The sequence below is a fragment of the Acutalibacter sp. genome (assembly GCF_056800975.1).
Genome location: NZ_JBQISV010000002.1, coordinates 11,551 through 34,376 on the forward strand (window position 1 = coordinate 11,551; position 22,826 = coordinate 34,376).

Annotated in this window: 19 protein-coding genes; 3 read left to right on the top strand and 16 right to left on the bottom strand. The window is 60.9% G+C overall.

Annotated features, from left to right (window positions below; genetic code table 11):
• Positions 1-72 precede the first annotated feature (72 nt).
• The 7 genes from ACTO5E_RS00430 to ACTO5E_RS00460 form a co-directional block, all read right to left on the bottom strand.
• Positions 73-1,845: an FtsW/RodA/SpoVE family cell cycle protein gene (locus tag ACTO5E_RS00430; protein WP_482300601.1), complete on the bottom strand. Its 1,773-nt coding sequence runs from the start codon at positions 1,843-1,845 to the stop codon at positions 73-75.
• Between the two features lie 27 nt (positions 1,846-1,872).
• The gene (locus ACTO5E_RS00435) at positions 1,873-2,544 is read right to left on the bottom strand and encodes an acyltransferase (protein ID WP_482300603.1); all 672 of its coding nucleotides are present in this window, start codon (positions 2,542-2,544) and stop codon (positions 1,873-1,875) included.
• A gap of 205 nt (positions 2,545-2,749) precedes the next feature.
• Positions 2,750-3,547 (bottom strand): hypothetical protein, encoded by a 798-nt coding sequence (locus ACTO5E_RS00440; protein WP_482300604.1) that lies wholly within the window; start codon positions 3,545-3,547, stop codon positions 2,750-2,752.
• Positions 3,548-3,564: 17 nt separating this feature from the next.
• On the bottom strand, positions 3,565-6,315 hold the full coding sequence (secA, locus tag ACTO5E_RS00445) for a preprotein translocase subunit SecA (RefSeq protein ID WP_482300606.1): 2,751 nt from the start codon (positions 6,313-6,315) through the stop codon (positions 3,565-3,567).
• A 183-nt stretch (positions 6,316-6,498) separates the two neighbouring features.
• On the bottom strand, positions 6,499-6,765 hold the full coding sequence (locus tag ACTO5E_RS00450) for a hypothetical protein (protein ID WP_482300607.1): 267 nt from the start codon (positions 6,763-6,765) through the stop codon (positions 6,499-6,501).
• A gap of 143 nt (positions 6,766-6,908) precedes the next feature.
• Complete coding sequence (gene feoB, locus ACTO5E_RS00455; RefSeq protein ID WP_482300609.1) at positions 6,909-8,987, bottom strand: ferrous iron transport protein B; 2,079 nt, start codon at positions 8,985-8,987, stop codon at positions 6,909-6,911.
• Positions 8,988-9,212 carry a FeoA family protein gene (locus tag ACTO5E_RS00460; RefSeq protein WP_482300610.1) on the bottom strand — a complete coding sequence of 75 codons (225 nt, stop codon included), beginning with the start codon at positions 9,210-9,212 and terminating at the stop codon, positions 8,988-8,990.
• Between the two features lie 379 nt (positions 9,213-9,591).
• Between ACTO5E_RS00460 and dtd the strand changes: the two genes are divergently transcribed.
• Together dtd and ACTO5E_RS00470 are read left to right on the top strand one after the other, a co-directional pair.
• Entirely contained in the window at positions 9,592-10,077 is a 486-nt protein-coding gene (gene dtd, locus ACTO5E_RS00465) for a D-aminoacyl-tRNA deacylase (protein WP_482300611.1), read from the top strand.
• Positions 10,078-10,227: 150 nt separating this feature from the next.
• A complete protein-coding gene (locus tag ACTO5E_RS00470) occupies positions 10,228-11,118 on the top strand; it encodes an acyltransferase domain-containing protein (RefSeq protein WP_482300612.1) in 891 nt (296 codons plus the stop codon).
• A gap of 287 nt (positions 11,119-11,405) precedes the next feature.
• Here ACTO5E_RS00470 and ACTO5E_RS00475 read toward each other — a convergent pair whose 3' ends face one another.
• Positions 11,406-12,623 (bottom strand): AfsR/SARP family transcriptional regulator, encoded by a 1,218-nt coding sequence (locus tag ACTO5E_RS00475; protein WP_482300614.1) that lies wholly within the window; start codon positions 12,621-12,623, stop codon positions 11,406-11,408.
• 278 nt (positions 12,624-12,901) lie between these two features.
• Positions 12,902-13,510 (bottom strand): helix-turn-helix domain-containing protein, encoded by a 609-nt coding sequence (locus ACTO5E_RS00480; protein WP_482300616.1) that lies wholly within the window; start codon positions 13,508-13,510, stop codon positions 12,902-12,904.
• Between the two features lie 417 nt (positions 13,511-13,927).
• Between ACTO5E_RS00480 and ACTO5E_RS00485 the strand changes: the two genes are divergently transcribed.
• On the top strand, positions 13,928-14,953 hold the full coding sequence (locus tag ACTO5E_RS00485) for a M23 family metallopeptidase (protein ID WP_482300618.1): 1,026 nt from the start codon (positions 13,928-13,930) through the stop codon (positions 14,951-14,953).
• Between the two features lie 56 nt (positions 14,954-15,009).
• On the opposite strand, the gene ACTO5E_RS00490 is transcribed toward ACTO5E_RS00485, so the two are convergent.
• The 7 genes from ACTO5E_RS00490 to ACTO5E_RS00520 all read right to left on the bottom strand — a co-directional run bounded on the left by ACTO5E_RS00490 (position 15,010) and on the right by ACTO5E_RS00520 (position 22,542).
• Positions 15,010-15,876 (bottom strand): PSP1 domain-containing protein, encoded by an 867-nt coding sequence (locus ACTO5E_RS00490; RefSeq protein ID WP_482300620.1) that lies wholly within the window; start codon positions 15,874-15,876, stop codon positions 15,010-15,012.
• A gap of 48 nt (positions 15,877-15,924) precedes the next feature.
• Complete coding sequence (locus tag ACTO5E_RS00495; protein WP_482300622.1) at positions 15,925-16,899, bottom strand: DNA polymerase III subunit; 975 nt, start codon at positions 16,897-16,899, stop codon at positions 15,925-15,927.
• Positions 16,899-17,222, bottom strand: coding sequence for a cyclic-di-AMP receptor (locus ACTO5E_RS00500; RefSeq protein ID WP_482300623.1), 324 nt, complete (start codon positions 17,220-17,222; stop codon positions 16,899-16,901). Before ACTO5E_RS00500 ends, ACTO5E_RS00495 begins: the two co-directional genes overlap by 1 nt.
• A 659-nt stretch (positions 17,223-17,881) precedes the next feature.
• Positions 17,882-19,252, bottom strand: coding sequence for an alanine/glycine:cation symporter family protein (locus ACTO5E_RS00505; protein WP_482300624.1), 1,371 nt, complete (start codon positions 19,250-19,252; stop codon positions 17,882-17,884).
• Complete coding sequence (locus tag ACTO5E_RS00510; RefSeq protein ID WP_482300625.1) at positions 19,249-19,758, bottom strand: N-acetylmuramoyl-L-alanine amidase family protein; 510 nt, start codon at positions 19,756-19,758, stop codon at positions 19,249-19,251. Before ACTO5E_RS00510 ends, ACTO5E_RS00505 begins: the two co-directional genes overlap by 4 nt.
• Positions 19,759-19,771: 13 nt before the next feature.
• On the bottom strand, positions 19,772-20,647 hold the full coding sequence (locus ACTO5E_RS00515; protein WP_482300627.1) for a polysaccharide deacetylase family protein: 876 nt from the start codon (positions 20,645-20,647) through the stop codon (positions 19,772-19,774).
• A 335-nt stretch (positions 20,648-20,982) separates the two neighbouring features.
• A complete protein-coding gene (locus ACTO5E_RS00520; protein ID WP_482300629.1) occupies positions 20,983-22,542 on the bottom strand; it encodes a Na+/H+ antiporter NhaC family protein in 1,560 nt (519 codons plus the stop codon).
• Between the last annotated feature and the right edge of the window lie 284 nt (positions 22,543-22,826).

Genomic DNA, 22,826 nt, shown 5'->3' on the forward strand with positions numbered 1-22,826 from the left:
CGCCGTGTGCGGTATTTCCACACGGGTCAATCGCCCGCCAAAGGCTACCGCCCCATATATCGCAGCCCCTGCTCAGCTATAAATATCCTCCATCCCCTTCGGCGGAGGACTGCTGTGCCTCCCTGCCGCTTTCCCTCCACGGCTGTGGCTTCCCGCCCGCTTCACCGCATAGGTTCGCTCGTCCGAGGCCTTCAAAAAGGCCATCAGCCCCCATACCGAGGCCATACTGGACCCGCCCGCACTGATAAAGGGCAGCGTCACCCCTGTCAAAGGCAGGATGTCTGTCACACCAAACACATTCAGTCCGGTCTGAAACAGCAGCATACCTGCCACCGCGCAGGCTCCAATGGAGAAAAAGGTGGACCGGCTGCGGGTCACATCGCTGCGGGCGTACAAGGTGAACAAGGCGATGGCCAACAGCGTCACCAGGCCCAGCAGCACCCCCTGCTCCTCGCACAGCAGGCCAAACACCAGGTCGCTGTCCGCCGCAAAGATATACTTGAGATGCCCCCGTCCCAGCCCCATGCCGAACAGCCCGCCGCTGGCCATGTAGGTCATCACCCGGGTCTGCTGAATGCCGGAGTCATAGGGGTCCTCCCACACATGGCCCCAGGCGCTGAACCGGTCCGCCACATAGGGCATGAATGTGAGAATGAGAAAGACGCCCAGCGCCGCCGCAGCCAGAATGAGTATAATGGTGCGCACACTGCCCGAACGCATAAAGGCAATGATGAGGAAGGTAGCAAAAAAGATCAACGCCGTACCCAGGTCCCGCATCAAAAACAGAAAGCCAATGCAGGCCCCGGTGAACACCAGGAACTCGGTGATATTCTTTTTTGTCTGAAGCCTGTCCAGCGTAGACGTGCCTACAAACACAAAGGCGATTTTAATGAACTCCGAGGGCTGTACGCTCACAGGGCCAATGTGTATCCAGTTGCGGGAGCCATACTGCGTGCTGCCCAGCAGCAGGTTCACCACAAACAGGCACAGGGCCCCAATGCCAATGGGCAGGCGGTATTTCGCCACCCGGTCCATGTCGTCCATAAACCAGATGAGCCCGCAGAACATCAGCACCCCCAGCAGCATAGCCGCCAGCTGGGTGCGGGCCGAGCCCAGGTCGCAGGCGGCCAGCAGGTTGACGCCCATGCCCGACAGCAAATAGGCGGCGGTCTCAATCTCAAAGCTCACCCGGTGCAGGCCTGCCATAGAGTAAATATACAGCCCCCAGCCAATCACCAACACCCCCGCCTCAGGCAAAAGCAGCTCCGGCGCAAAGGAGGGCGTCCGGCCCGTCCACACCACAGCGGCCTGCAGGGCCATCAGCAGGTGGACCAGGGTGGTTGTCAGCATAAGCTTTACAGGGGAAGCCGTCTCACGCAGCAAAGCCTGAAAGGCCCGCCGCTTGCTTTCGGGGGCCTGGGTGATGTTATAGAGGGTGAGGGTGACGCTGCCAAAGGTCATGCTGTCGCCAATGCGCACCAGCTTGGGGCCTTTTATTTTTTTGCCGTTGACCAGCACGCCTCCCCGAGAGCCGGTGTCGCACACAAACCAGCCCTCCTCCCGGCGCATGAACACCGCGTGGTCCCGGCTCACCGCTGTGTCGGGCAGACAGATGTCGCAGCTTCGGCTGCGGCCCACCGAGTTCTCCCAATACAGCACAGGGAACCGGGCCCCAGAGCTCTCATCCAGCAGCATGACCACCGGGTCACGGCGGCGCTGGCCGGCCCGAAAGGAGGTGTAGCACCGCCACACCACATACAGAGCCAGCAGCGGGACCAGGCCCCGCACGACCAGCAGCACCGTGGGCAGGGCCCCTGACTGCAAAAAATCCATGATAGTATCCAAAATATTCTCCATTCCCTTTAAGGGGGCTCAGCGGATGGCCGCAATTTCTCCCGCACACTTATAAATACTGTCCGCCTCCACCGCCCCCCGCACAGAGGACAGGGGATAGACCCGGCTGTTCCGGCCAACCACCGTGCCCGGGTTCAGCACCGAGCCGCAGCCTACCTCCACATGGTCCCCCAAAATAGCCCCGAACTTCTTCAGCCCTGTTTCTATGCGGCTGTCCCCCGCAGCTACAGCCACCAGGGTTTTGTCCGACTTCACATTGGAGGTAATGGACCCGGCTCCCATGTGGGACTTGTAGCCCAGAATAGAGTCGCCCACATAGTTGTAGTGAGGGACCTGAACGCTGTCAAACAGGATGACGTTTTTCAGCTCCGTGGAATTGCCCACCACGCACCCGGCCCCCACCAGGGCTTTGCCCCGGATGAAAGCCCCCGGGCGCACCTCGGTCTCCGGGCCGATGATGCAGGGGCCGGCGATGAAGTTGTTGGGGAAACGCTTGACGGTTTTGTGAATCCACACCAGCTCCTCCGGATGGTGATACTCCCCGGCGGGCAGGGCTTCACCCAACGCACGGATCAACGCGCCAATACCGGACAGGGCCTGCCAGGGGTATTGAGCCTTCTCCAACAGGGGAGCGGCGGTAGTGTGGGTCAGGTCCAGCAGAGCGGTGGTGAAAAGAGCGGGGTATTCCATGTTGATTCCTCCGAAAGATTATTCTGAACAAGAAAATTTGCGGTCCTCCCGCCTGACGCTGCCAAGTGGAACGCCTGACAGCCTTCTGCGGGCTCGCTTGGCGAACGCTGCTGCCAGGCGCAGCCCTCTGCCCTCGCCGGCCGCGCCTTTGACCGGATGTCAGACAGCAGAGGGCTTGCCGCCGGCAAATACAGCGCAAAACGCCTTATGTCAGCTTGAACAGCAGCACCGTCTTGTCGATGTCCTCAATCTGGTTCATGTCCAGCTGCAGCTCGCCCTGGTCCGTCTGCCGGATGTCCAGAGCAATGGTCACCGGCGAGGACTGATACTCCATCTGGGCCAGCCGCCCCCGGCAGTGCTCAATCACCTTGCCCACATACAGCTCGTGAGCGTCCACCTTGACAGGCTCGGGAGTAGGCGCCGGGGTGGGGGTGGGCTCCTCCTCCTCTCCCCATTCATCCTCTTCTCCCCACTCGTCTTCCCCGTTGTCCTCCTCGGGCTCTGGGGTCGGGGTGGCTGTGTTGTTGGCCGCATCGGCCTCGTCCTGGGCCTGGGTGCGCAGCTCGGCAAACTCCGACTCCAGCCCAGCCAGGGTAATCACCGGGGTGACCTCCACCTCAATATAATATCCCTTGTCGGTCCGGCTCTCATCCTTCACCGTGTACTGGGCGGCCATCAACACCTGGGACATAATCTGCTGCAGCTCCGTCAGCTGCCCCTCGGTGGGGGAGAGATTGTAGGCGTTGCAAAAATGCACCGCGGCGTTCTCTACTGTAGAGCTATTGTTGACCTGGGCGCCGGCCAGGTCGGTTTGGGCCAGCACAATATACCTGTCATGGGAGTTGTGATAGCTGCTGTCCAGCAGGGCCTGAATATAGGCCGACACGTCATAATCCACATAATCGTCTGAGGGCAGCAGCTCGCAGCCGCTCAGAGCCAGGGTCAGGGCCAGGCACACTGCCAGCACAGCCCCCAAAGCCCCCTGCTTTTTACCTCGTCTCATGGTCTCCTCCTCTGTCCTCACTCGTCCCGGCCGCAGCATTTCTTATACTTTTTGCCGCTGCCGCAGGGGCATGGGTCGTTGCGGCCCGGCTTTTTGGCCTTTTTCTGGGGCTGCTTTTTCACCGTGCCGTCTGTGGCCGCGCCGGCGCTGGTCTCTTTGGCCACCTGCTCCCGCTGGGGAGCCTCCGGGGTGCGCAGCCGCACAGTGAGAATATCCTTTGCCGTGTTCTCCCGGATGGAGTCGATCATGGCGTCGAACATGTCAAAGCCCTCTAAACGGTACTCCACCACCGGGTCCTGCTGGGCATAGGCCCGCAGGCGGATGCCGTCCTGAAGCTGCTCCATAGCGTCGATGTGGTCCATCCACTCCCGGTCCACATTCTTCAGCATGACAACCCGCTCCACCTCCCGCATCACGGGGGCGGTAAAGGCCTGCTCTCTCTCCTCATACAGGGCCTGGGCTCTCTCCCACACCACCTTTTTGGCATACTCCGGTTCCAGGTCCTCAATCTCCCGCTGGGTGAACCTCAGGTCATCCTCCCCGATGAGCCAGCCCATGTAGTGCTCCCGCAGGCCGTCCAGGTCCCAGTCGTCATGGGGGACATTCTCAGGCAGATACCGCTTCACATTGGCCTCAATGGCCTCCTCTATCATTTTCATAATGGCGGGCTTCATGTCCTCCCCGTCCAGCACCTGGTCCCGCTGGCCGTAGACAATCTGCCGCTGGTTGTTCATCACCTCGTCATACTGCAAAACATTTTTGCGTATGCCGAAGTTCCGGCTCTCCACCTTGCGCTGGGCCCCCTCGATGGAGTTGCTGACCATGCCCGCCTCAATAGGCATGTCATCGTCAATGCGCAGCTTATCCATCATGGCCGAAAGCCGCTCGCCCCCGAACAGGCGCATCAGGTCGTCCTCCAAAGCAATGTAAAACCGGCTCTTGCCCGGGTCCCCCTGGCGGCCCGCCCGGCCCCGCAGCTGGTTGTCAATCCGGCGGCTCTCGTGGCGCTCGGTGCCGATAATATAGAGGCCGCCCAGCCTTTTGACCTCCTGGGCCTCCGGGGCGATCTGGGCCTCATACTCCCGGTTGAGCCTGGCAAACTCCTCCCGGGCGTCCAGAATCTCCTGGTCCTCTGTGGCGCTGAAAGCAGTGGCCTCCACCAGCTGCTCCTCTGTGTAGCCCTTTTTGCGCATTTCGGCCTTGGCCATAAACTCCGCGTTGCCCCCCAGCAGAATATCCGTGCCCCGGCCGGCCATGTTGGTGGCAATGGTCACCGCCCCTTTGCGGCCGGCCTGGGCCACAATCTGGGCCTCCTTCTCATGGAACTTGGCGTTGAGGACCTCATGCTTCACGCCCCGGGCCTTCAGCATTTTGCTGAGCATTTCCGACTTTTCAATGGTGACAGTGCCCACCAGCACAGGCTGGCCTGTCTGATGATGCTCCACAATGTCATTGATTACTGCCTGGTACTTGGCCTGGGCCGTTTTGTAGACCACATCGGCACAGTCCTCCCGAATCATGGGCCGGTTGGTGGGAATCTCCACCACGTCCAGCCGGTAGATTTCAGAGAACTCCTCCTGCTCGGTAAGGGCGGTGCCCGTCATGCCGGAGAGCTTTTCGTACATTCTGAAATAGTTCTGGAAGGTGATGGTGGCAAGGGTCTTGCTCTCCCGGGCCACCTCTACCCCCTCCTTGGCCTCAATGGCCTGGTGCAGGCCCTCATTATACCGGCGGCCGTACATCAGGCGGCCGGTGAACTCGTCCACAATAATGACCTCGCCGTCCTTCACCACATAGTCCTGGTCCCGGTGCATAATGCCCCAGGCCCTTATGGCTTGGTTCACATGGTGCTGGATGCGGATATTGTCCGGATCGGTGAGGTTCTCAAGGCCGAAGAACTCCTCGGCCCGCTTGACGCCCCGGCGGGTGAGGGAGCAGGTTTTCAGCTTTTCGTTGACAATATAGTCATACTCCGCGTAGAGCTCGTCGTTGTCCTCCTTCTGGTCGGTCTCCTTTACCCGCACCAGCTTCAGGCCCCGGGCCAGGGCGTTGGCCCGCTGATACAGGTCGTCGGCCTTCTCCCCCTGGCCGGAGATAATCAGGGGCGTGCGGGCCTCGTCGATGAGAATGGAGTCCACCTCGTCCACAATGGCATAGTGGTGGCCCCGCTGCACCTTGCGGTCCTTATAAATGACCATATTGTCCCGCAGATAGTCAAAGCCCATCTCATTGTTGGTTCCATAGGTGATGTCGCAGGCATAGGCCTGCTGCTTCTCCTGGGGCGTCATGCCGGTCATGGCAAGGCCCACGGTAAGGCCCATAAAGTTGAACACCCGGGCCATCATCTCACCCTGGTACTTGGCCAGGTACTCGTTGACCGTGACAATATGCACCCCCTGGCCGGAGAGGGCGTTCAGATAGGCGGGCAGGGCGAGGGTAAAGGTTTTGCCCTCGCCGGTCTTCATCTCGGCAATGCGGCCCTGGTGCAGAATAATGCCGCCCTGAACCTGCACCGGAAACAGCCGCTTGCTGAGCACCCGGTCCATGGCCTCCCGGCAGGCGGCAAAGGCCTCGGGGAGGATGCTGTCCAGGGGCTTGCCCTCCTTCAGCAGCTGGCGGAAGCGGGGGGTCTCTGCCTTAAGCTCTGCGTCAGACAATTTGCGGTAGCGGTCCTCCAGGCCCAGCACCTGGTCCACCAGGGGCTGAATGCGCTTGAGCTCCCGCTTGCTGTAATTTCCAAAAAGCTTTGTCAATATATTGTTTGCCATACGCGAACCTCTCATCTCGATATTTCTGCCTATACCTGGACATTATACCACGTCCGGCACACAGATTGCAACAATAGCCACATTTTATTTACATTTGCGCCATAGGCTGGTCTGCCGGTCCGGGCAAAAAAAGCCGCCTCCTTCGGGAAGCGGCCTTTTGCACTCTGTTTTTTCCCCGAGGACCTAGCTGTCCTCCTCCACGCCTTTCTTGTACAGGTTGAAGCGGAACAGCTTCGACTCGTCGGTTTCACGCTCGCACATCACAAAGGCCTCGGCGATCTTGCCGCCCTCAATCAGGGCGGTGAGCCCTACCAGCTGGCAGAGCTTGCTTTTCAGGTTCAGGCGGTCGCCGTCACGGGTCATCAGGTACACCTCGCCCTCGCAGCTGTCCAGCACTTTCAGAAAAGCGGGTACGTCCACGTCGTGCAGTTCTACCATTTGCGGTGACATCTGGGTCCCTCCTTTATCGGTACAAGTTCTACGGTTGCGCCCTATGTAGGGGCTGGATTATCATAACACAAGAAAAGGAAAAATGCAAGTCTTATGCCAGGGGAGAAATTTCCAGCCCGCCAAAGCCTGCTTCCGCAGCCCCCCTACATCACCAGCAGCGCCGCCCGGTATGCCACAAAGCTCACCAGCCACGCCACCGCCACCTGGAACGCCGCCGCCCCCAGCATCCACCGCCAGCTTCCTGTCTCTTTTTTGATGGTGGCCAGGGTAGCCGCGCAGGGGATATACAGCAGCGAAAAGGTCATCAGCGCCAAAGCGTTGGCCGGGCCAAAGCCCATGCCGCTGAGAATGGCCGACAGGCTTGCCATGCCCGCTGCCGAGTTTACATTATTTACGCTGAACAGCACCGCGCAGCTGGAAACCACTACTTCTTTGGCAGACACCCCCGCGATCAGCGCCACCACAATCTGCCAGTAGCCCAGGCCCACCGGCGCGAAGAAGGGTGTCAGCCCCTTGCCCAGCAGCGAGCCGAAGGTGTCCGCCATGTCGCCGCCGGTATAGCCTGAGGGGCCAAAGTTCAACAGCCCCCACATCAGGATGGACGCCACAAAGATGATGGTGCCCGCCCGGCTGAGATAGTCCTTCACCTTCTCCCAGACATAGATGAAAATGGTGTGGGCGCTGGGGGCCTTGTACTCCGGCAGCTCAATGAGCAGGGCATTGCCCTGGCGTTTCCTTCCCCGTTCCAGCAGCCCCATGACAAAGGCGCACAGCACCGCCACCACCAGCCCCAGCACATACATGGAGTAGGCCGCCAGCATGGCGTGGTCTGCAAAGAACATCTCAGAGAACAGCACATAAATGGGCAGCCGGGCGCTGCAGGACATAAAGGGCGTGATCAGCATGGTCTTGTACCGGTCCCGCCGGTTCTCAAGCGCGCGGGAGGCCATGATGGCCGGCACGCTGCACCCAAAGCCCAGAATCATAGGGATGAACGCCCGGCCAGACAGACCCAGCCTGCCCATAATGCCGTCCATCACATAGGCCACCCGGGCCATGTAGCCGCTGTCCTCCAAAAAGGCCAGGGCCAGAAACAGAATGATAATGTTGGGCAAAAAGGTGAGAATGCCCCCCACCCCGGTGATGATGCCGTCCACAATCAAAGAGGTGAGCATGGGGGCCACCTGCCAGGCTTCCAGCCAGTGGAGGGTCCCTGCCGAGAACCAGTCCAGCCCCAGCTGGAAATACTCCTTGAGCCAGTCGCCCACTGTGAAGGTGAGGAAGAACACTGCCGCCATAATCAGCAGAAACACAGGCAGCCCCCACAGCCGGTGGGTCAGCAGATTGTCAACCCTGTCGGTAACCGCGCTGCGCTCCTCCCGGTTGACCACCACCTCCTGGATGATCTCGTCGATAAAGTCATACTTCTGGTTGATAATGTCCTGCTCATAGCTCCGGTCCAGCACGTCAGGCCGGTTCACCGGGTACTTCTCCAGCAGCTCCCGGTCCCCCTCCAGCAGCTTGAGGGCGTGCCAGCGGTAATTTTGCAGGCCGGGGTAGCGGGCCTGCAGCTCATCGATTAGCTGGTCGATCTTATCCTCAATCAGGTCGCTGTAGACCATCGCGTACTCTGCGTGGTGCTGGTGCTTATGACGCGCCCCGCGGGTGCTGCGGGTGACGCCGCCCTCTCCCCCGTGGTGGTGGATCAGGGGCACGTCAGAGGGCTTTCCCACATGGTGGGCCGCCGCGTGCATGAGAATGTCCAGCCCGGTTTTCCGCCGGGCAGACACAGGAATGACCGGGATGCCCAGCATCTCAGGCAGACGGTGGGTGTCAATCTCCATGCCCCGCTTCTCCACAATGTCCATCATGTTCAGGGCCAGAATCACCGGCTTGCCCAGCTCGATGAGCTGCAGGGTGAGATAGAGGTTTCTTTGCAGGGCCGAGGCGTCCGCCACATCGATGATCACATCCACCTCGTCGCTCAATATGTACTGCCGGGTCACCTGCTCCTCCATGGTGTAGCAGGTCAGGCTGTAGGCTCCGGGCAGGTCCACCAGCCGGTACTCGCTGTCGTGAAACTGAAAACGCCCCTCTTTTTTCTCCACCGTTACCCCGGGCCAGTTGGCCACCTTCAGGTTCGCGCCGGTATAGGCGTTAAACAGGGTGGTTTTGCCGCAGTTGGGGTTGCCTGCAAAGCCGATGGCAATTTCTCCCGCCATTCACTTCTCCTCCTTTACCGTGATGTGCCTGGCAATCTGCATTCCCACCGCAAAGCGAGTGCCCCGCACCGTGATGATCATGGCCCCCCGCCGCTTTTTGCGCAGTACATTCACCTGACTGCCTGTTATCATACCCAGGGCTTCCAGCCGCCGGGAGAGCTCCATGGGCAGGTCCAGCGCCTGCACCAGGCACCGGGAACCGGCAGGCGCGTCCAGCAAGGTCATAGTTAACCACTCCTAACTCTATTATAAAACTGATTATAAAAATATAACACAATATAACACAAAAAACTTCAAGTTATCTTTAGCTAACCAAATTGTAAACCCAAAAGCCGGAAATGTCAATAGTTATTTTTTCGGGCAGGGTACAAAGGGCACGGCTGGATATGGAAGCACCCCCACAAGGCTGCTGAATTTCTGGCAAGCCGCCTGTTGAAAGGAGTGACAATATCTGCGCTAGCCTGTTATTTCCCGCGCTAGGCGCGCTCCCATCCGGCCGGTAAATTTTTCTCCTTTCCTTGCACACTGTCATGGACAAAAGCGAGATTTGTTGTTATAATATGGGCAGGCTTTTGCCAGAACCATTGGGAAAGGATGTGCCCCCATGCGCGCTGTGGTACAACGTGTGCTGTCCGCCAACCTCGTCATCAACGGAGCAGAGACCCGCTCTACCGGGCCCGGGCTGCTGGTCTTTCTGGGCGTTTTGCGGGGAGACAGCCCTGCCCAGGCCCAGCTGCTGGCCGAAAAGCTCTGGGGCCTGCGGGTGTTTTCAGACGAGGCGGGGAAGATGAATCGGGCTCTGCCCGACGTGGGGGGCCAGGTAATGGTCATCTCCAACTTCACCTTGGGCAGCGACTGCCGGAAGGGACGGCGTCCCTCCTTTGACCTGGCCGCGCCTCCGGGAGAGGCGGAGGCTCTTTACGAACGCTTTGTCAGCGCCCTGCGGGACCTGGGCCTGCCGGTGACCACCGGAGAGTTCGGCGCAGACATGCGGATTCTGGCGGAGAACGACGGCCCGGTGACCTTGATTCTGGACACAGAGAAGCTGGCCCGCGGAAACCGCGCCCAGCCTGCCCCCGGCAATGCCTGAAAGCGGGACCGGAAGTCCGTGCGGGTCATGAAAGGCCCATGCGCTGGCCTGCTTTCGGCGGAAGAAGTCTCTGCGCCTTTATGCTTCGCAGACATGCGCCCACAGGTCTGTTCAACCCACACAACACCAAAACAAACAAGGAGTAACCCTATGAACCTGAATTTTTTGCAGCTTCTAATGGAAAAAACCGGCTTCCCCCAGGAGGCCCAGGAGGCCTACCGGGCTGCTGCCGGACAGATTGACCCGGAGGAGATGGCCGGGACCATCTCCTTTTACTATGAGAATGATTTTGATACCCAGCTCACCGCCCCCCTGATCGACGAGATGGCGGCGCACTCCGGCGTAAGCGTCTACACCGTGTGGGGGCTGTTTCTGGCATTGGCCGCTGAGAAGGCCTACCAGGCTTACCAAGAGGCGGGCATTGCTGACCAGGTGTTCTTCGACACCTTCAGCGACTTGTGCTACAAGACCCTGGAATGCAAGGAGAACAAGGGGGTTTGGGGCACCTTTGTGGCCTTCTGGTACCCCATTTTTTACCGGCTGGACATTTTCAAGCTGGGCCGGCTGGAGTATGAGGTCATCTCCTACCGGGGCCCGGCGGTTACGCTGGGCGGGCACAGGGTAAACCCCGGGGACCAGGTGCTGAACATTCACATTCCCTCCAGCGGCGAGCTCTTTGACGCCGCCGCCCGGCTGGCCTCCTACAAGCTGGCCTATGAATTTTTCCAGGACAGGCTGAAGGGCGGGCCCGCGGTGTTTGTGTGCCACTCCTGGCTGCTGTACCCGGGGTATCGGAAGGCGCTGCCGGAGGACTCCAATATTGTGAGCTTTATGGACGATTTTGCCATATTGGAGACAGAGGACAGCAGCTTTGACGACGCCTGGCGGGTGTTTGGGCCAGAGGCGGAGAAGGCCCCGGCAGAGCTGCCGGAGAAAACCCGGATGCAGCGCGCCTTTAAAAAGCACCTGCTGGCGGGAGGCAAAACCGGCTGCGCCCGGGGCGCGTTCCTGTTTGACGGAGAAAAGCTGATCAAGAGCTGAAGCCGTTTACAATCATTCCATCAAAAAAAGAGAGTCACCGCCGGGTGATTCTCTTTTTCATGATATGCAATTACTCTGTCAGATGTAATGTCCCCAAGCACAGCCTGAAAAGCCCGGGGCCACAACCCCAGCGCCCACCGGTCACACTGGCTCAAAAAGCCTGTTGTCCGCAGCTGTCACAAACCTCGACAATAAAAGCCCAGCCGCCTACCACTGTCGCAAACCACGACCATAGGCCCAGCCGCCCGCATTGGCTGTGCCTATGTATTGGCTTCGCCACCTCAGCCTCACGCCGGCGTAGGGTCGTCAACGGGGACGGGCACTTGTTCGCCGGGCTTCAGGGGGCATACGGTCACTTGCAGGGTGGCCGGAGAGTGGGGATACTGGCGGGCAAAGGCACGGCTGATTCTCCTGCATACCTCCCGGCCATCCTGAAAGCCTGCCCGGGGCAGCAAAAGCACATACTGGGACGCGCTGCACTGGGCCACCGCGTCCCCGTGGCGCAGCAGCTCCGGGATGAGCCGCAGGAGATTGCCCATCACCAGGTCCAGGCTCCGGCGGTTCAGCTCGCCCCCATATTTGTGCACCACCGTCAGCACCGCCAGACTGGTCTCCTCCCCGCTCCGGGCAGAGTCCCGCACCTGCAGCCGGTAAATGGCCCGAAACACATCGTATTCGCAAAAATACGCGCCGGAGGGCGTTCCCTCCGAGAGCTGGTCCACAATCGCCGCCGAGGCCACTGCCCCGCTGCTCACCCCGCTGACCGCCCGGCGGTAAATGGTCTGGGCCTCCTCGCCTGGCAGAGCGCCTGCCTGAGACAGAAAGAACTGGTTCATGTCCTCATAAACCAGCGCAGCGGCCCGGTTTTCCCCCATGCGAAGCAGCGCGGACATGCGCCGGCAGTACAGCTCCTCGTTGAGAGGGTCCCGCAGAATGGCCTCCCGGCACAGCTCTGCGGCGTCCTTCCACCGGCGGCGTTCCTCCAGCAGAGGCAGCGCTCCCAGCACAGTCTCTATATAAAGCCTCCGCAGCTGAGCGGCGGTCTCCGCCGCCCAGGGATTCTCCCGCAGCTTGGGCAGAAAGCCCTCGCCAAACAGCTCCGCCGCCTGCAGCCAGTCCTCCAGCTGACGCTCCCCCCGGGAGGCGCACAGGGACCGGAACTCGTCCACGTCCAGCAGCAGGGGCAGCTCCGTGTTCCAGGCATAGCCCGACTCCTGGGAGAGCACCAGCTGGTGCCCCGCCCCCTCATACAGCTGTTCCAGGCTGGCCCGCACCCGAAAAAGGGTGGTCTTCATGGCATTGGTCAGGTTTGTGGGACGTTTATCCTCTGGCCAGAGCAGCCCAGCCAGCTCCTCACGGGAGGCCGCCCGGCCCCGGATGCACACCAGATAGGCCAGCAGCAGCCATATCTTTTTCGAGTGGCCGCTGGTATCGTCCACATGGTTCTCTCCATAGTCAAAACGCAGTCCTCCTAAAAGCGAGACCCGCAAAATCTGATTCTCCATCCCACGCACCTCCTTCAGTCTTACCATATAGAATAGCATGACCCCAGAGGTTTTGCAAGAGAAAATATAGTTTGTAACCCTATGGATGCGAGACGGAGGCTGACATGTCCAAGCTCTTACCGGTCTTAGGGTGAGTTCCCATCTGCGTTTGCCCAGGCCCTTTGCCATTTTCTAAGCTGAAAATTCGTAAAGTGCGCAATGACACATCAGCGCTGTAAGCAGCTCTGCAAATTTTGGGGTAGAAGCTGGCCAAAAGGGTCCGCCCCTTGGCCTCCCGCTCAACCTCTTCTGCGCCGCAGCAGCCAAAAGCCTCCCGCCGCCACTGCTAGGTACAACGCCGCAAACACCGCCATCTGGCGGATATCCACAGGATAGGGCGTGAGCGCCCCCAGAAAGAACACCCCCGCCAGTATCGAGCAGGGCATGAAGGTCAGCCCCAGCAGATTCAGCCATTTGATAGCAAAGGCGGGCCGCTGACCGGACAGCGCCCGGCCGATGAAATACCCCGCCAGGCCCAGAGCCTGAACGCACATGGCTCCGAAAATCTCCGCCGGGGTCTGGTTCTCATACCACGCGGCAAACCCGCAGAACAGCCCAATAAAAATAAACGCGGTGGAGGCCACATAGAGCACCCTGCTGCCAAGGCGGCTGTCCATCCCCTTTTTCTCAGGCTCTGTGCCTTTGAGGAGATAGTCGGCGGACACCCCGAACAGCTCGCTGAGGGACAGGAGCTTATCCAGCTCCGGCATACTCTGGCCGCTCTCCCACTTGCTTACCGCCTGGCGGGAGACCCCTGTCCGGCCGGCCAGCTCCTCCTGAGAGAGCCCTCCCGCCTTGCGCAGGGTCTGGATGCGCTCCCCAATGTCTGTTGTGCTCATACCGTTCATACTGATATCCTCCTTGTTGGTTTGCCTCTATTGTAAGGCGCCGGCCGGTTGCGGCGCAAGAACGCGGGGCTTGAAATGTGTCAACCAGCGGTTGCATAGGGCAAAACACCGCATAAATCTGGGGAAGCTGTACTTTTTTCAGTCTTTGCCCTGCGCGGCTCAACGCTCCCTTCTCTTTTGACTGTTCTCATTACCGCGTTGTCAGCCGGTGATATTTTCTGTGGAAGGCTGCCGCAATATTCTGAATATCTGAGGAGCGATTCTCCCCTTCGCGCAGGGGAGATTGATTCTGTCCGGCCAGGATGCCTCCTGCCGGAAGGGTTTCTGCTGCTCCGCCTCCGCCTGACAGAAAAACAAAAATATTTCCCCCTTCCCCTGCATACCAATGAAACTGGAAACAGAAAGCGGGGGAAAGCTATGTTTTTTACTTGCAAGCTCAAGGCCCGAACCGCCGCGCCTGCCCTGATTGCCGCGCTGCTCCTCCTTGCCCTCATTCCTGTGCTGGGCCGGGCCCTGGCCGCTGCCTCTCAGGAGAAAAAGGACTTTATCAAGTGGGTAGACTTTGACGTGCCTGCCTCTGTGCTCCGACAGGCGCTGGACCTGGACGCCGCCTCTTATGGCTCGGACCAGGGCCATGTGAGCTGGCTGGACCTGCTGGCCTATCTGGCGGCAAAATATGGGGGTGACTTCTCTCTTTACCGGGACAGCGATCTGGAAAAGGCCGCTGAGCTGGTAAAAAGCGGAGAGGACCTTACCCAGCTGGCCTCCTTTTCCTACTATCGGGAGGCCTACGGCGCGGTTTTGGGCGGGTTTGCCGGGGAGTATACCCAGTCTGCCGAAAACGGCCCGGAGCTGTGCTACGGCCTCACCGCCTACTCCCCCATTGCCAAAACCTTCCCCTACAGCGACTACGACGACTTTGGGGTCAGCCGGGAATATGGCTACCGCCGCCGGCACCTGGGGCATGACATGATGGCCGCAGTGGGCACCCCGGTGATTGCCGTGGAGGGCGGGGTGGTGGAAAATCTGGGCTGGAACCAGTACGGCGGCTGGCGGATCGGCATACGCAGCGCCGACGGCCTGCGCTACCACTACTATGCCCACCTGCGCAAGGACCGGCCCTTTGCCCAGGGGCTGGCTGTGGGCAAAACCGTGGAGGCCGGGGACGTGATTGGCTATGTGGGGCGCACAGGCTACAGCGCCAAAGAGAATGTCAACGGCATTGAGCAAAGCCACCTGCACTACGGCCTGCAAATTATCTTTGACGAGAGCCAGAAGGAGGGCAACGGGGAAATCTGGGTGGACGTGTATCAGCTGTGCCAGCTGCTGCGCAGCCGCCAGTGCCCGGTGCAGCGGGACGACGCCACCAAGGAGTGGTATCGGGCAGACACCCCCACCCCACCGCCTCCCGACGGGGCAGACCCGTCCCTCCCGGCAGGCTGAAAACGCAAAAGGAGCCCAAGGGGGCGTCCCCTCCCGGCTCCTTTTTGCTTTGCGGTTTACTGTTCCAGCTTCTTCAGCTGCTCCAGCTCCTGCTTGTCCAGCTTCACCCGGCCGTCCCGCAGCACCTTCACCTGGTCCGCTGTAAACACCTTGGGCGCGCCCTCCGGGTCCTTGTCCAGGCGGACGGTCAGCTTTCGGGTCAGCAGGTTCTGGTCAATGACCACGCCCTTGCCCTCCGGCGTGGTGACAATGGCGTTCACCTTGGGAGTGGTGCGCAGCAGGTCCTGGTAGGCCTCCTGCTCATATTTCAGGCAGCACATCAGCCGCCCGCAGGCCCCAGAGATTTTCACCGGGTTCAGAGACAGCCCCTGCTCCTTGGCCATTTTGATGGACACTGGCTGAAAGCCTCCCAAAAACGACCCGCAGCAGAAGGGCCGTCCGCAGATGCCGATGCCGCCCAGCATTTTGGCCTCGTCCCGCACACCAATCTGCCGCAGCTCAATGCGGGTACGGAACATACCCGCCAGGTCCTTCACCAGCTCCCGGAAGTCCACCCGGCCGTCGGCAGTAAAGTAAAAGAGAATCTTGCTGTTGTCAAAGGTGTACTCCACCTCTACCAGCTTCATCTCCAAGCCCCGGGCGGCAATGCGCTTTTCGCAGGCCTTGAAGGCGGACTTCTCCTTGCGGTGGTTCTCCTCCACCTGCCGCAGGTCCTCGGGGGTGGCCCGGCGGATGAGCTTGCGCAGAGGCTGCACAATGGCCGTGTCCCGGACCTCCCGGTTCTCCATGGCCACCTCGCCGCACTCCACCCCCCGGGTGGTCTCCACAATCGCCATATCGCCCCGGCTCAGCCTCTCCCCACAGGGGTCAAAATAATATACCTTGCCCGTGCTTTTGAAGCGCACGCCTATCACTTCTGCCATGTTTGAATCTACTCCTGGGTTCTTCCAATATTTTTCTTGCAGCCTCCCCTACCCGGCCCGCAGCTGGGCGCACAGGCAGGTGACCAGCAACGCGCTGTTGGCGTTGCGGTCCAGCCGGCGGCTGTACTCCTCGGTCAGCTCCGGCAGACGGACCAGCCGCCGGGCCGGCAGGGCGCACAGCCGCTGGGCCAGCTCCGGCGCGCCCCCCAGCACAGGGCCCTCCCCATACCGCAGGACGCAGGCGTCCCGGAAAATCACCGTCAGCCGGGCCAGCACCGCCCGGCACAGGGCCCGGTCCTTCAGCAAGGGAGCGGAGGCCTTCAGCAGGGGATGTCCCCCCGGCGAAAGCAAGGCCTTTACCATTTCTTGGGCAATACCAAAGGCCTTGCCCGCCCCGCCCTCCTGGACCTCGGCCTGCATCTGGCCCAGGTTGCCCCCGCAGAGCGTCGCCAGCTCCCGGGCCCCCTTGGGGTCTGCGCCCTGGTTTTTGACCAGCCAGTCCGCTGCCTCCTCCAAAGCCGGGGGCGTCAGGGTGACAATCTGTGCCCGGGAGCGAATGGTCTCCAGCAGCGACCGGGCGTTTTTACAGATGAGCAGGAACACCGTGTTTCCAGGGGGCTCCTCCAGCAGCTTAAGCAGCTTGTTCTGGGCCGCGGGCAGGGTGTTGTCCCCTATGTCTACCAGACAGACCCGCAGCTCCGCTTCCAGAGGGGAACGGCTGGCGTCCTCTGTCATCGCCTTCACCGTCTCCACTGTCAGACTGCCTGAAGCGCCGCTGCCCGCAAAGCTGCGGATGTCCGGGTGGCTGCCCGCCTGGGCCCGGACGCAGCTGGGACAGACCCCGCAGGGGGCATGTTCTCTGTCCCGGCACACCAGCGCCTGAGCCAGCAGCCGGGCCAGGGTATGCCGCCCTGTGCCTGGGTCTCCCTGCAAAATGACCGCATGGGGAAAACGCCCCGTGGAAAACGCGGCGTTCAAGGCCTCTTTTCCCCTTTTATTCCCTAAAAAGCCGGGAAATTCCATCAGACCTTCTCAAAGCGGTCCACATTGAGCACAAAGATCGTGGAGCCTCCCACCGTGACCTCCACCGGGAAGGAGGAATACATGCCCACCTCCATGGTAGAGGAATGGGGGACGATCTGGGTGCGGCGGCTGCTGTACTTGGCGATAATGCCAATGACCTCATCTACCTTTTCGTCCTGCACGCCGGAGATGAAGGTGGTGTTGCCCGCCATGAGAAAGCCGCCGGTGGTGGCCAGCTTGGTGACGGAAAAGCCCTCACGGGTGAGGGCGGAGGACACGGCTCCGCTGTCGTCGTTGCTTACAATAGCCAGGATCAGTTTCATAATGAATTTCCCCTTCCTGTGGATTGGTGAGGTCTTTTTATTTATTTTACCATAAACTCCTGGAAATTACCAGTCTTTTTTTTGTAGCTGGCTCACAGGGCCGGGGCCTGGTTCCCCTCTGTCTGACAGGCGGCAGGGGAAACCCGCCGTCTGGCGGGAGAGCTCCTGTGCCAGCCGCGCAGACTGACGGGCAGACGTCCACCGGCCTGCATCGTTTTGCCGGAACGTCCCTCTGGCTGCCTCAGCTGGGCAAGGGCGTCCACTGCGATCCTCTGTTTGCCGCGGGCAGAGGCTTCATATGTGGGGCGTCTCCCCCAAATTTGCCGGGTACAAGCGGCTCGCCAGTTGATTGTACTCACTTCGCAGTTCCTCTTTTCTTATGCGGGGACTGGCAGGACTTTTCAATTCGCCGCAGACGCAGAGAGCTCTTGGTATTGCCAGGGTAGAGCTACAGCCTTTGATATTGCCGGGTCCGGGTGGTCTGCCGGTCGACTTTGTCACCAACACCGCGTGTGGCAGTACAGCTTTGCCCTCTGCGTTATGGATGCAAACCTCTGCCTCGGGTCATTGCTGACTGCGCCGCATCTTTTGTGGTTAACGGCTGCAAGCTGACACCGGTGTCGGGATGAAGCCGAAGAAGCCTTCTTGAAAGAAGTCTCTCAAGAATCCTCAAGAACTTTTTTCCCTCCACTTTCTGCTTTCCGGCGGTTTGCGGCCTGTGCCGCCAGCCAGAACAACGCCGCTACATTGGGCAGCGCCATCAGCCCGTTGAAAGCGTCTCCCACCTGCAGCACCGCCCCCACCGGCGCGGCACACCCAATCATTGCCGCAGCCGCCGCCAGGGGGCCGTACAGCGTCTTTCCCCGGCCTCCTGTCAGGTAGAGCAGCCCCTCCCGGCCATAGCAGCACCAGGCCACCACGGTCGCCAGGGCAAACAACGCCGTGCACAGGCTCACCGCCCAGCCCCCCAGGTCCCCCAGGGCAGAGCGGTAGGCATAAAAGGTCAGCTCCGCCCCTTCCAGTCCCTGGGGGGGACAGCTGCACAGAATGCACAGCCCTGTCACCGTACACATGACAAGGGTGTCCGCAAACACCTGAAAAATCCCCAGACAGCCCAGCTCCTCCGGGCTGTGCCCCCGGACCTCCTCATAGGCAAAGGCCGAGCTGCCCAGCCCCGCCTCATTGGTGAACACCCCCCGGGACACCCCGGCTTTCATGGCGATGAGCATGCCCGCCGTCCCTCCGGCCCCGGCCCGCAGGGAAAAGGCCCCTTGAAAAACCGACCCCACCGCAGCCGGCAGGTTGGCCCGGTGCACCCAGAGCGTCCCCAGGGACGCGGCGAAGAACAGCAGGGTCATAGCGGGCACCAGCTTTTCCGTGATTTTCACCGCAAAGCCCAGCCCGCCCCGGGCCACAAAAAACACCAGCACTCCCGCCCCCAGGGCCACCGGCAGGGCGGGCAGTCCCAGGCCCTGACAGGCGGCGGCAAAGGCGTTCATCTGGGCCATATTGCCCATACCCAGCGAGGACAGACAGCACCCCAGGGCATACACCGCCGCCAGGGCTCCGCCAAACCGCCCCGCCCGTTCTATGTAATGCAGCGGCCCCGCTGGGCGCCGTCCCCCCTGCCTGCTCCGGTTATGCTGACCGGCAGGCCGTCCCGCCTCCCGGCAGCGGGCGGCAAAGTAGTTCTCGGCAAAGACAGTCATCATGCCCAGGGTTGCCGAGGCTCCCATCCAGAACAACGCCCCCGGCCCGCCCACAGTGAGAGCCGCCGCCACCCCCACAATATTCCCTGTGCCGATGGACCCGGCCAACGCCGCTGTCAGCGCCTGAAACCGGGTGGCTCCCCCCTGCTCCCCTTTTCTCCCGGAGCTGCCCAACGCCGCCCGCAGCCAGCGGCCTATGTGGAGCAGCTGGTAAAAGCAGCTCTCGTAAGAGAACCAGGCTCCCGCAGCCAGAATCAGCAGCAGCACATGCCAGCCCCACAGGGCCGCGCTCAAGCTGTCCAACAGTCCGGCCGCGCTCATGGCCCCTCCGCCCCCAGAAAGCCGGCAGCTGCCTTGGCCAGGCCCGCGGAGATGGACTCTACCCCGTTCACCAGCCAGGCCTCGTCCTGGGGGTTGTCATGATAACCCAGCTCCACCAGCAGGGCGGGCACTCTGGCCTCTCTCAGCTCCTCCCGGGCAGGGGTGGGCGCGGCCTCTACCAGCTGGGGCTCGGGGTACACCTCCTTCAGGCAGGCGGTAAACACCTCCGCCGCCCGCTTTGCCGCCGGGCTGTAGGAGTAGTAAAAGACCTCCACGCCCTTAAGCTTGGCCTCCATCTCCTCCGGCGCGGCATGGGTGCGCAGGGTCAGTCGCAGGCCGCAGTCGTCCTGGGGCTCGCCGCCCAGCACACAGTCCACCGAGAGCGCCGCCAGCTCCTTTTTTACAGCGGCGGCAATCCGGTGCATCCAATAGGCCTCATCGCCCCCATTGGGATAGCGGTGGGGGCGGGAGGAGGGCTTGAGATAGATTTTCGGCATAGTCGGCATGATTGACCTCCGTTTATGACAGCTTCATCTGCTGCTCAAAAAATGTCTGAGAGCTCACTCCCGAGGGCCGCAGAAACCGCCCCAGGTCGTAAAGGCTCTCCGGGTCCCGGGTCACCCGGTTGATTCTCTCCCGGCAGCTGAAGGTTGCGGAAAAGCCCAGGCCCCGGATGATCTCCGTCGTGCCCTGGCTTACAGCCCCAAAGGGGTAGACAAACACGGCCGGAGCCTGGCCCAGGTGGTCCTCAATGACCTGTTGGGCCTTCATCACGTCCGCTGTCAGCCGGGCCTGATACTGAACGCCGCTCTCGCCCTGTCGGCGTTGGACCCCCACCGGGCCGGAGGTTCGGTGCAGGTCGTAGCTGTGGTTCTGTATCTCCACCAGGCCCGAGTCCGCCATCTCCTTCAGCTGGTCCCAGGTGGCGTGGGTGTAATAGGCGTTGGTCTCGCCGGTCTCGCTGTAAAAGTCGGCCCAGCGGCCAATGGGTGAGAGCACAAACTTGCAATGGTACTTTTTCGCCAACTCAAAGGCATAGAGGTAGTTGTTGTAATACCCATCGTCAAAGGTGATAAGAATGGGCTTTTCCGGCAGGTCCGCGCCCTGGGTATAGGCGATCAGGTCCTGGGCAAGGATAGTGGTGTAGCCCTGACGCTTCAGGTAGAGCAGGTCGTTCTCCAGCTCGGCGGGAGAGATGACATACTGGCCGTGGCGGGCCTCGTCCTTCAGCACGGCGTGGTACATGACCACCGGCAGGTCCACCCCCTCGGGGACAGAGACGGCCCGGGCGGTCATGGCGGCCAGAGCTCCCAGCAGGGACAGAATCGCCAGCAGCCCCAGAAGCAGAGGCCGGTTCAGCCGCACCAGCGCGTATGGTTTTTTCAAAGTTCCCATAAGGCGCGCCCCCTTTCCGTGAGAGTCTGTGTACTGTTGACTATTTATAATCGGAGAAGCGGTGAAATATTCTGCCCAAAGAAAAGGAGCTTATGAAAAAATGACAGACTCTGCCTGCCGCAATCTGTTTTGCGGCAAAGGGCCTCGCACATTTGGCAGCGCCTGCCCGGCGGACCGAGAGGCGCGGCGCTCCCGAAAAAGACAGCGGCCCGGGCCTTTCCAAAGACCTTGAGCCGCAGCGGCAAAACAAAATGCCCCCGCAGCGTTTGGGTCCGCTTTGCAGACCCAAACGCCCGGAGGCAAAAGCCAGAGCTAAAAATTTCAAACCGTTGTTCTTACCCCGCGGAGCTGCTCCGCCGGGGGCCGGCGGCAGCGCTGTGCTGCCGTTGAATGAACGCCGCCGCGCCCAATGCCGCCCCCAACGCTGCCAGAGAGATCAAAATGGTTACAATGGCGTTTTTGGTCAGCCCCGCCGCCAGATAGCCCACAAAGCACACCCCGGCCACCAGCACCGCATAGGGCAGCTGAGTAGAGACATGGGCCAGGTGGTTGCACTGGGCCCCGGTGGAGGCCAGAATGGTCGTGTCCGAGATGGGGGAGCAATGGTCGCCAAACACCGAGCCCGCCAGGGTTGCGCCCAGGGTGGGCATCAGCACTGCCCCGCCGCCCTCAGCGCCGGCGCACAGCATGGATACAATGGGCAGCAGAATGCCGAAGGTTCCCCAGGCGGTGCCCATGGAGAAGCTGAGAAACGCCGCCACCGCGAACACAATGGCCGGCAGCAGGCTCATGGGCAGGCGGATGCTGGTGACAAACTGGCTGACAAAATTGCCTGTGCCAATCATCTCCCGGCACACGCCCCCCAGGGCCCAGGCCAGAATCAGAATGGTCAACGCCGGAATCATGGTCTTGATGCCGTCGATGATGCCGGTCACAAACTGCTGCATGGTCATCAGCCGCCGGGGCAGGTACAGGGCCAGAGCCATCAGCAGCCCGGCAAAGGTGCCCAGGGTCAGCCCGGCCACCGGGTTTTCGCCAATGGCTACGGCAAAGTCCACCCCTTCAAAGAAGCCCCCCACATAGGCCATGCCCAGAATTGCTGTGACAATCAGGGTGACAATGGGCAGCACCAGGTCCCACACTGTGCCCTTGGGCTGGGCCGCGTCCTCCACAGCGCCGGCCTCCTGGGGAGAGCCGGCCTCCTCCGCCCCGGCAGGGTACTGGGGAGCGGCCTCCGCCCGCTTCATGGGGCCAAAGTCAAAGCTGGTGGCGCTGAGGACCAGTACCATGGCAATGGTCAGAATAGCATAGAGGTTGTAGGGAATGGTCTGTACAAAGGCCCCCAGGCCTCCGGCCTCCTCCACCTCGCTGGCCACAGCTACGGCCCAGCTGGAAATGGGAGCAATGATGCAGATGGGCGCGGCAGTGGCGTCCAGCAGATAGGCCAGCTTCTCCCGGGAAATCTTATGCTTGTCGGTGATAGGCCGCATAACCGTGCCCACGGTCAGGCAGTTGAAGCCGTCGTCCAGAAAAATCAGCAGGCCCAGCAGGGCGGTGGTCAGCTTGGCGCTGCGCTTGGTTTTGATGCGCCGCACCGCCCAGCGGCCATAGGCGGCAGTGCCCCCCGAGCGGGAGACAATGACCACCAAAGACCCCAGCAGCACCAGAAAAATGATCATCATCCCGTTGTCGCCGATTTTTCCGGCCATCATCTGGAAAGCGTATGTAACCGCCTGAAGCAGGCTGCCCCCGGTAGAAAAACTGTAGACGCACATGCCGGTGAGCACCCCCAGAAACAGAGCGGAGTACACCTCCTTGGTCAGCAGCGCCAGGGTGATGGCCACCAGCGGCGGAAGAATGGACAGCCAGCCCGCGTCAATCATTTCCAGGCCCATAAAAACAGTACCCCCCTTTTTCGTGGTTCGATCTTCTCCTCAGACCATACTGGTCTTGTGAATGTATTATAAGCTTCCTTTATAAATTTGTCAAGAGATTTATAAACTACTCTGAATTTTTCTTTGAGTTTATAAACCGACCTCAGGCAAACCGGAGACCGCCCGGCTCAACCCCGCCGGCGGCACAGGCTCCTTCCCCTTTTCCCCTGGCCCGGAGCCTGCGGCCAAAGCGGCTGTTTCCCCCGGTTTCCTTCCCTAAGCTCAGCCTTGACCATCCCTCCCCT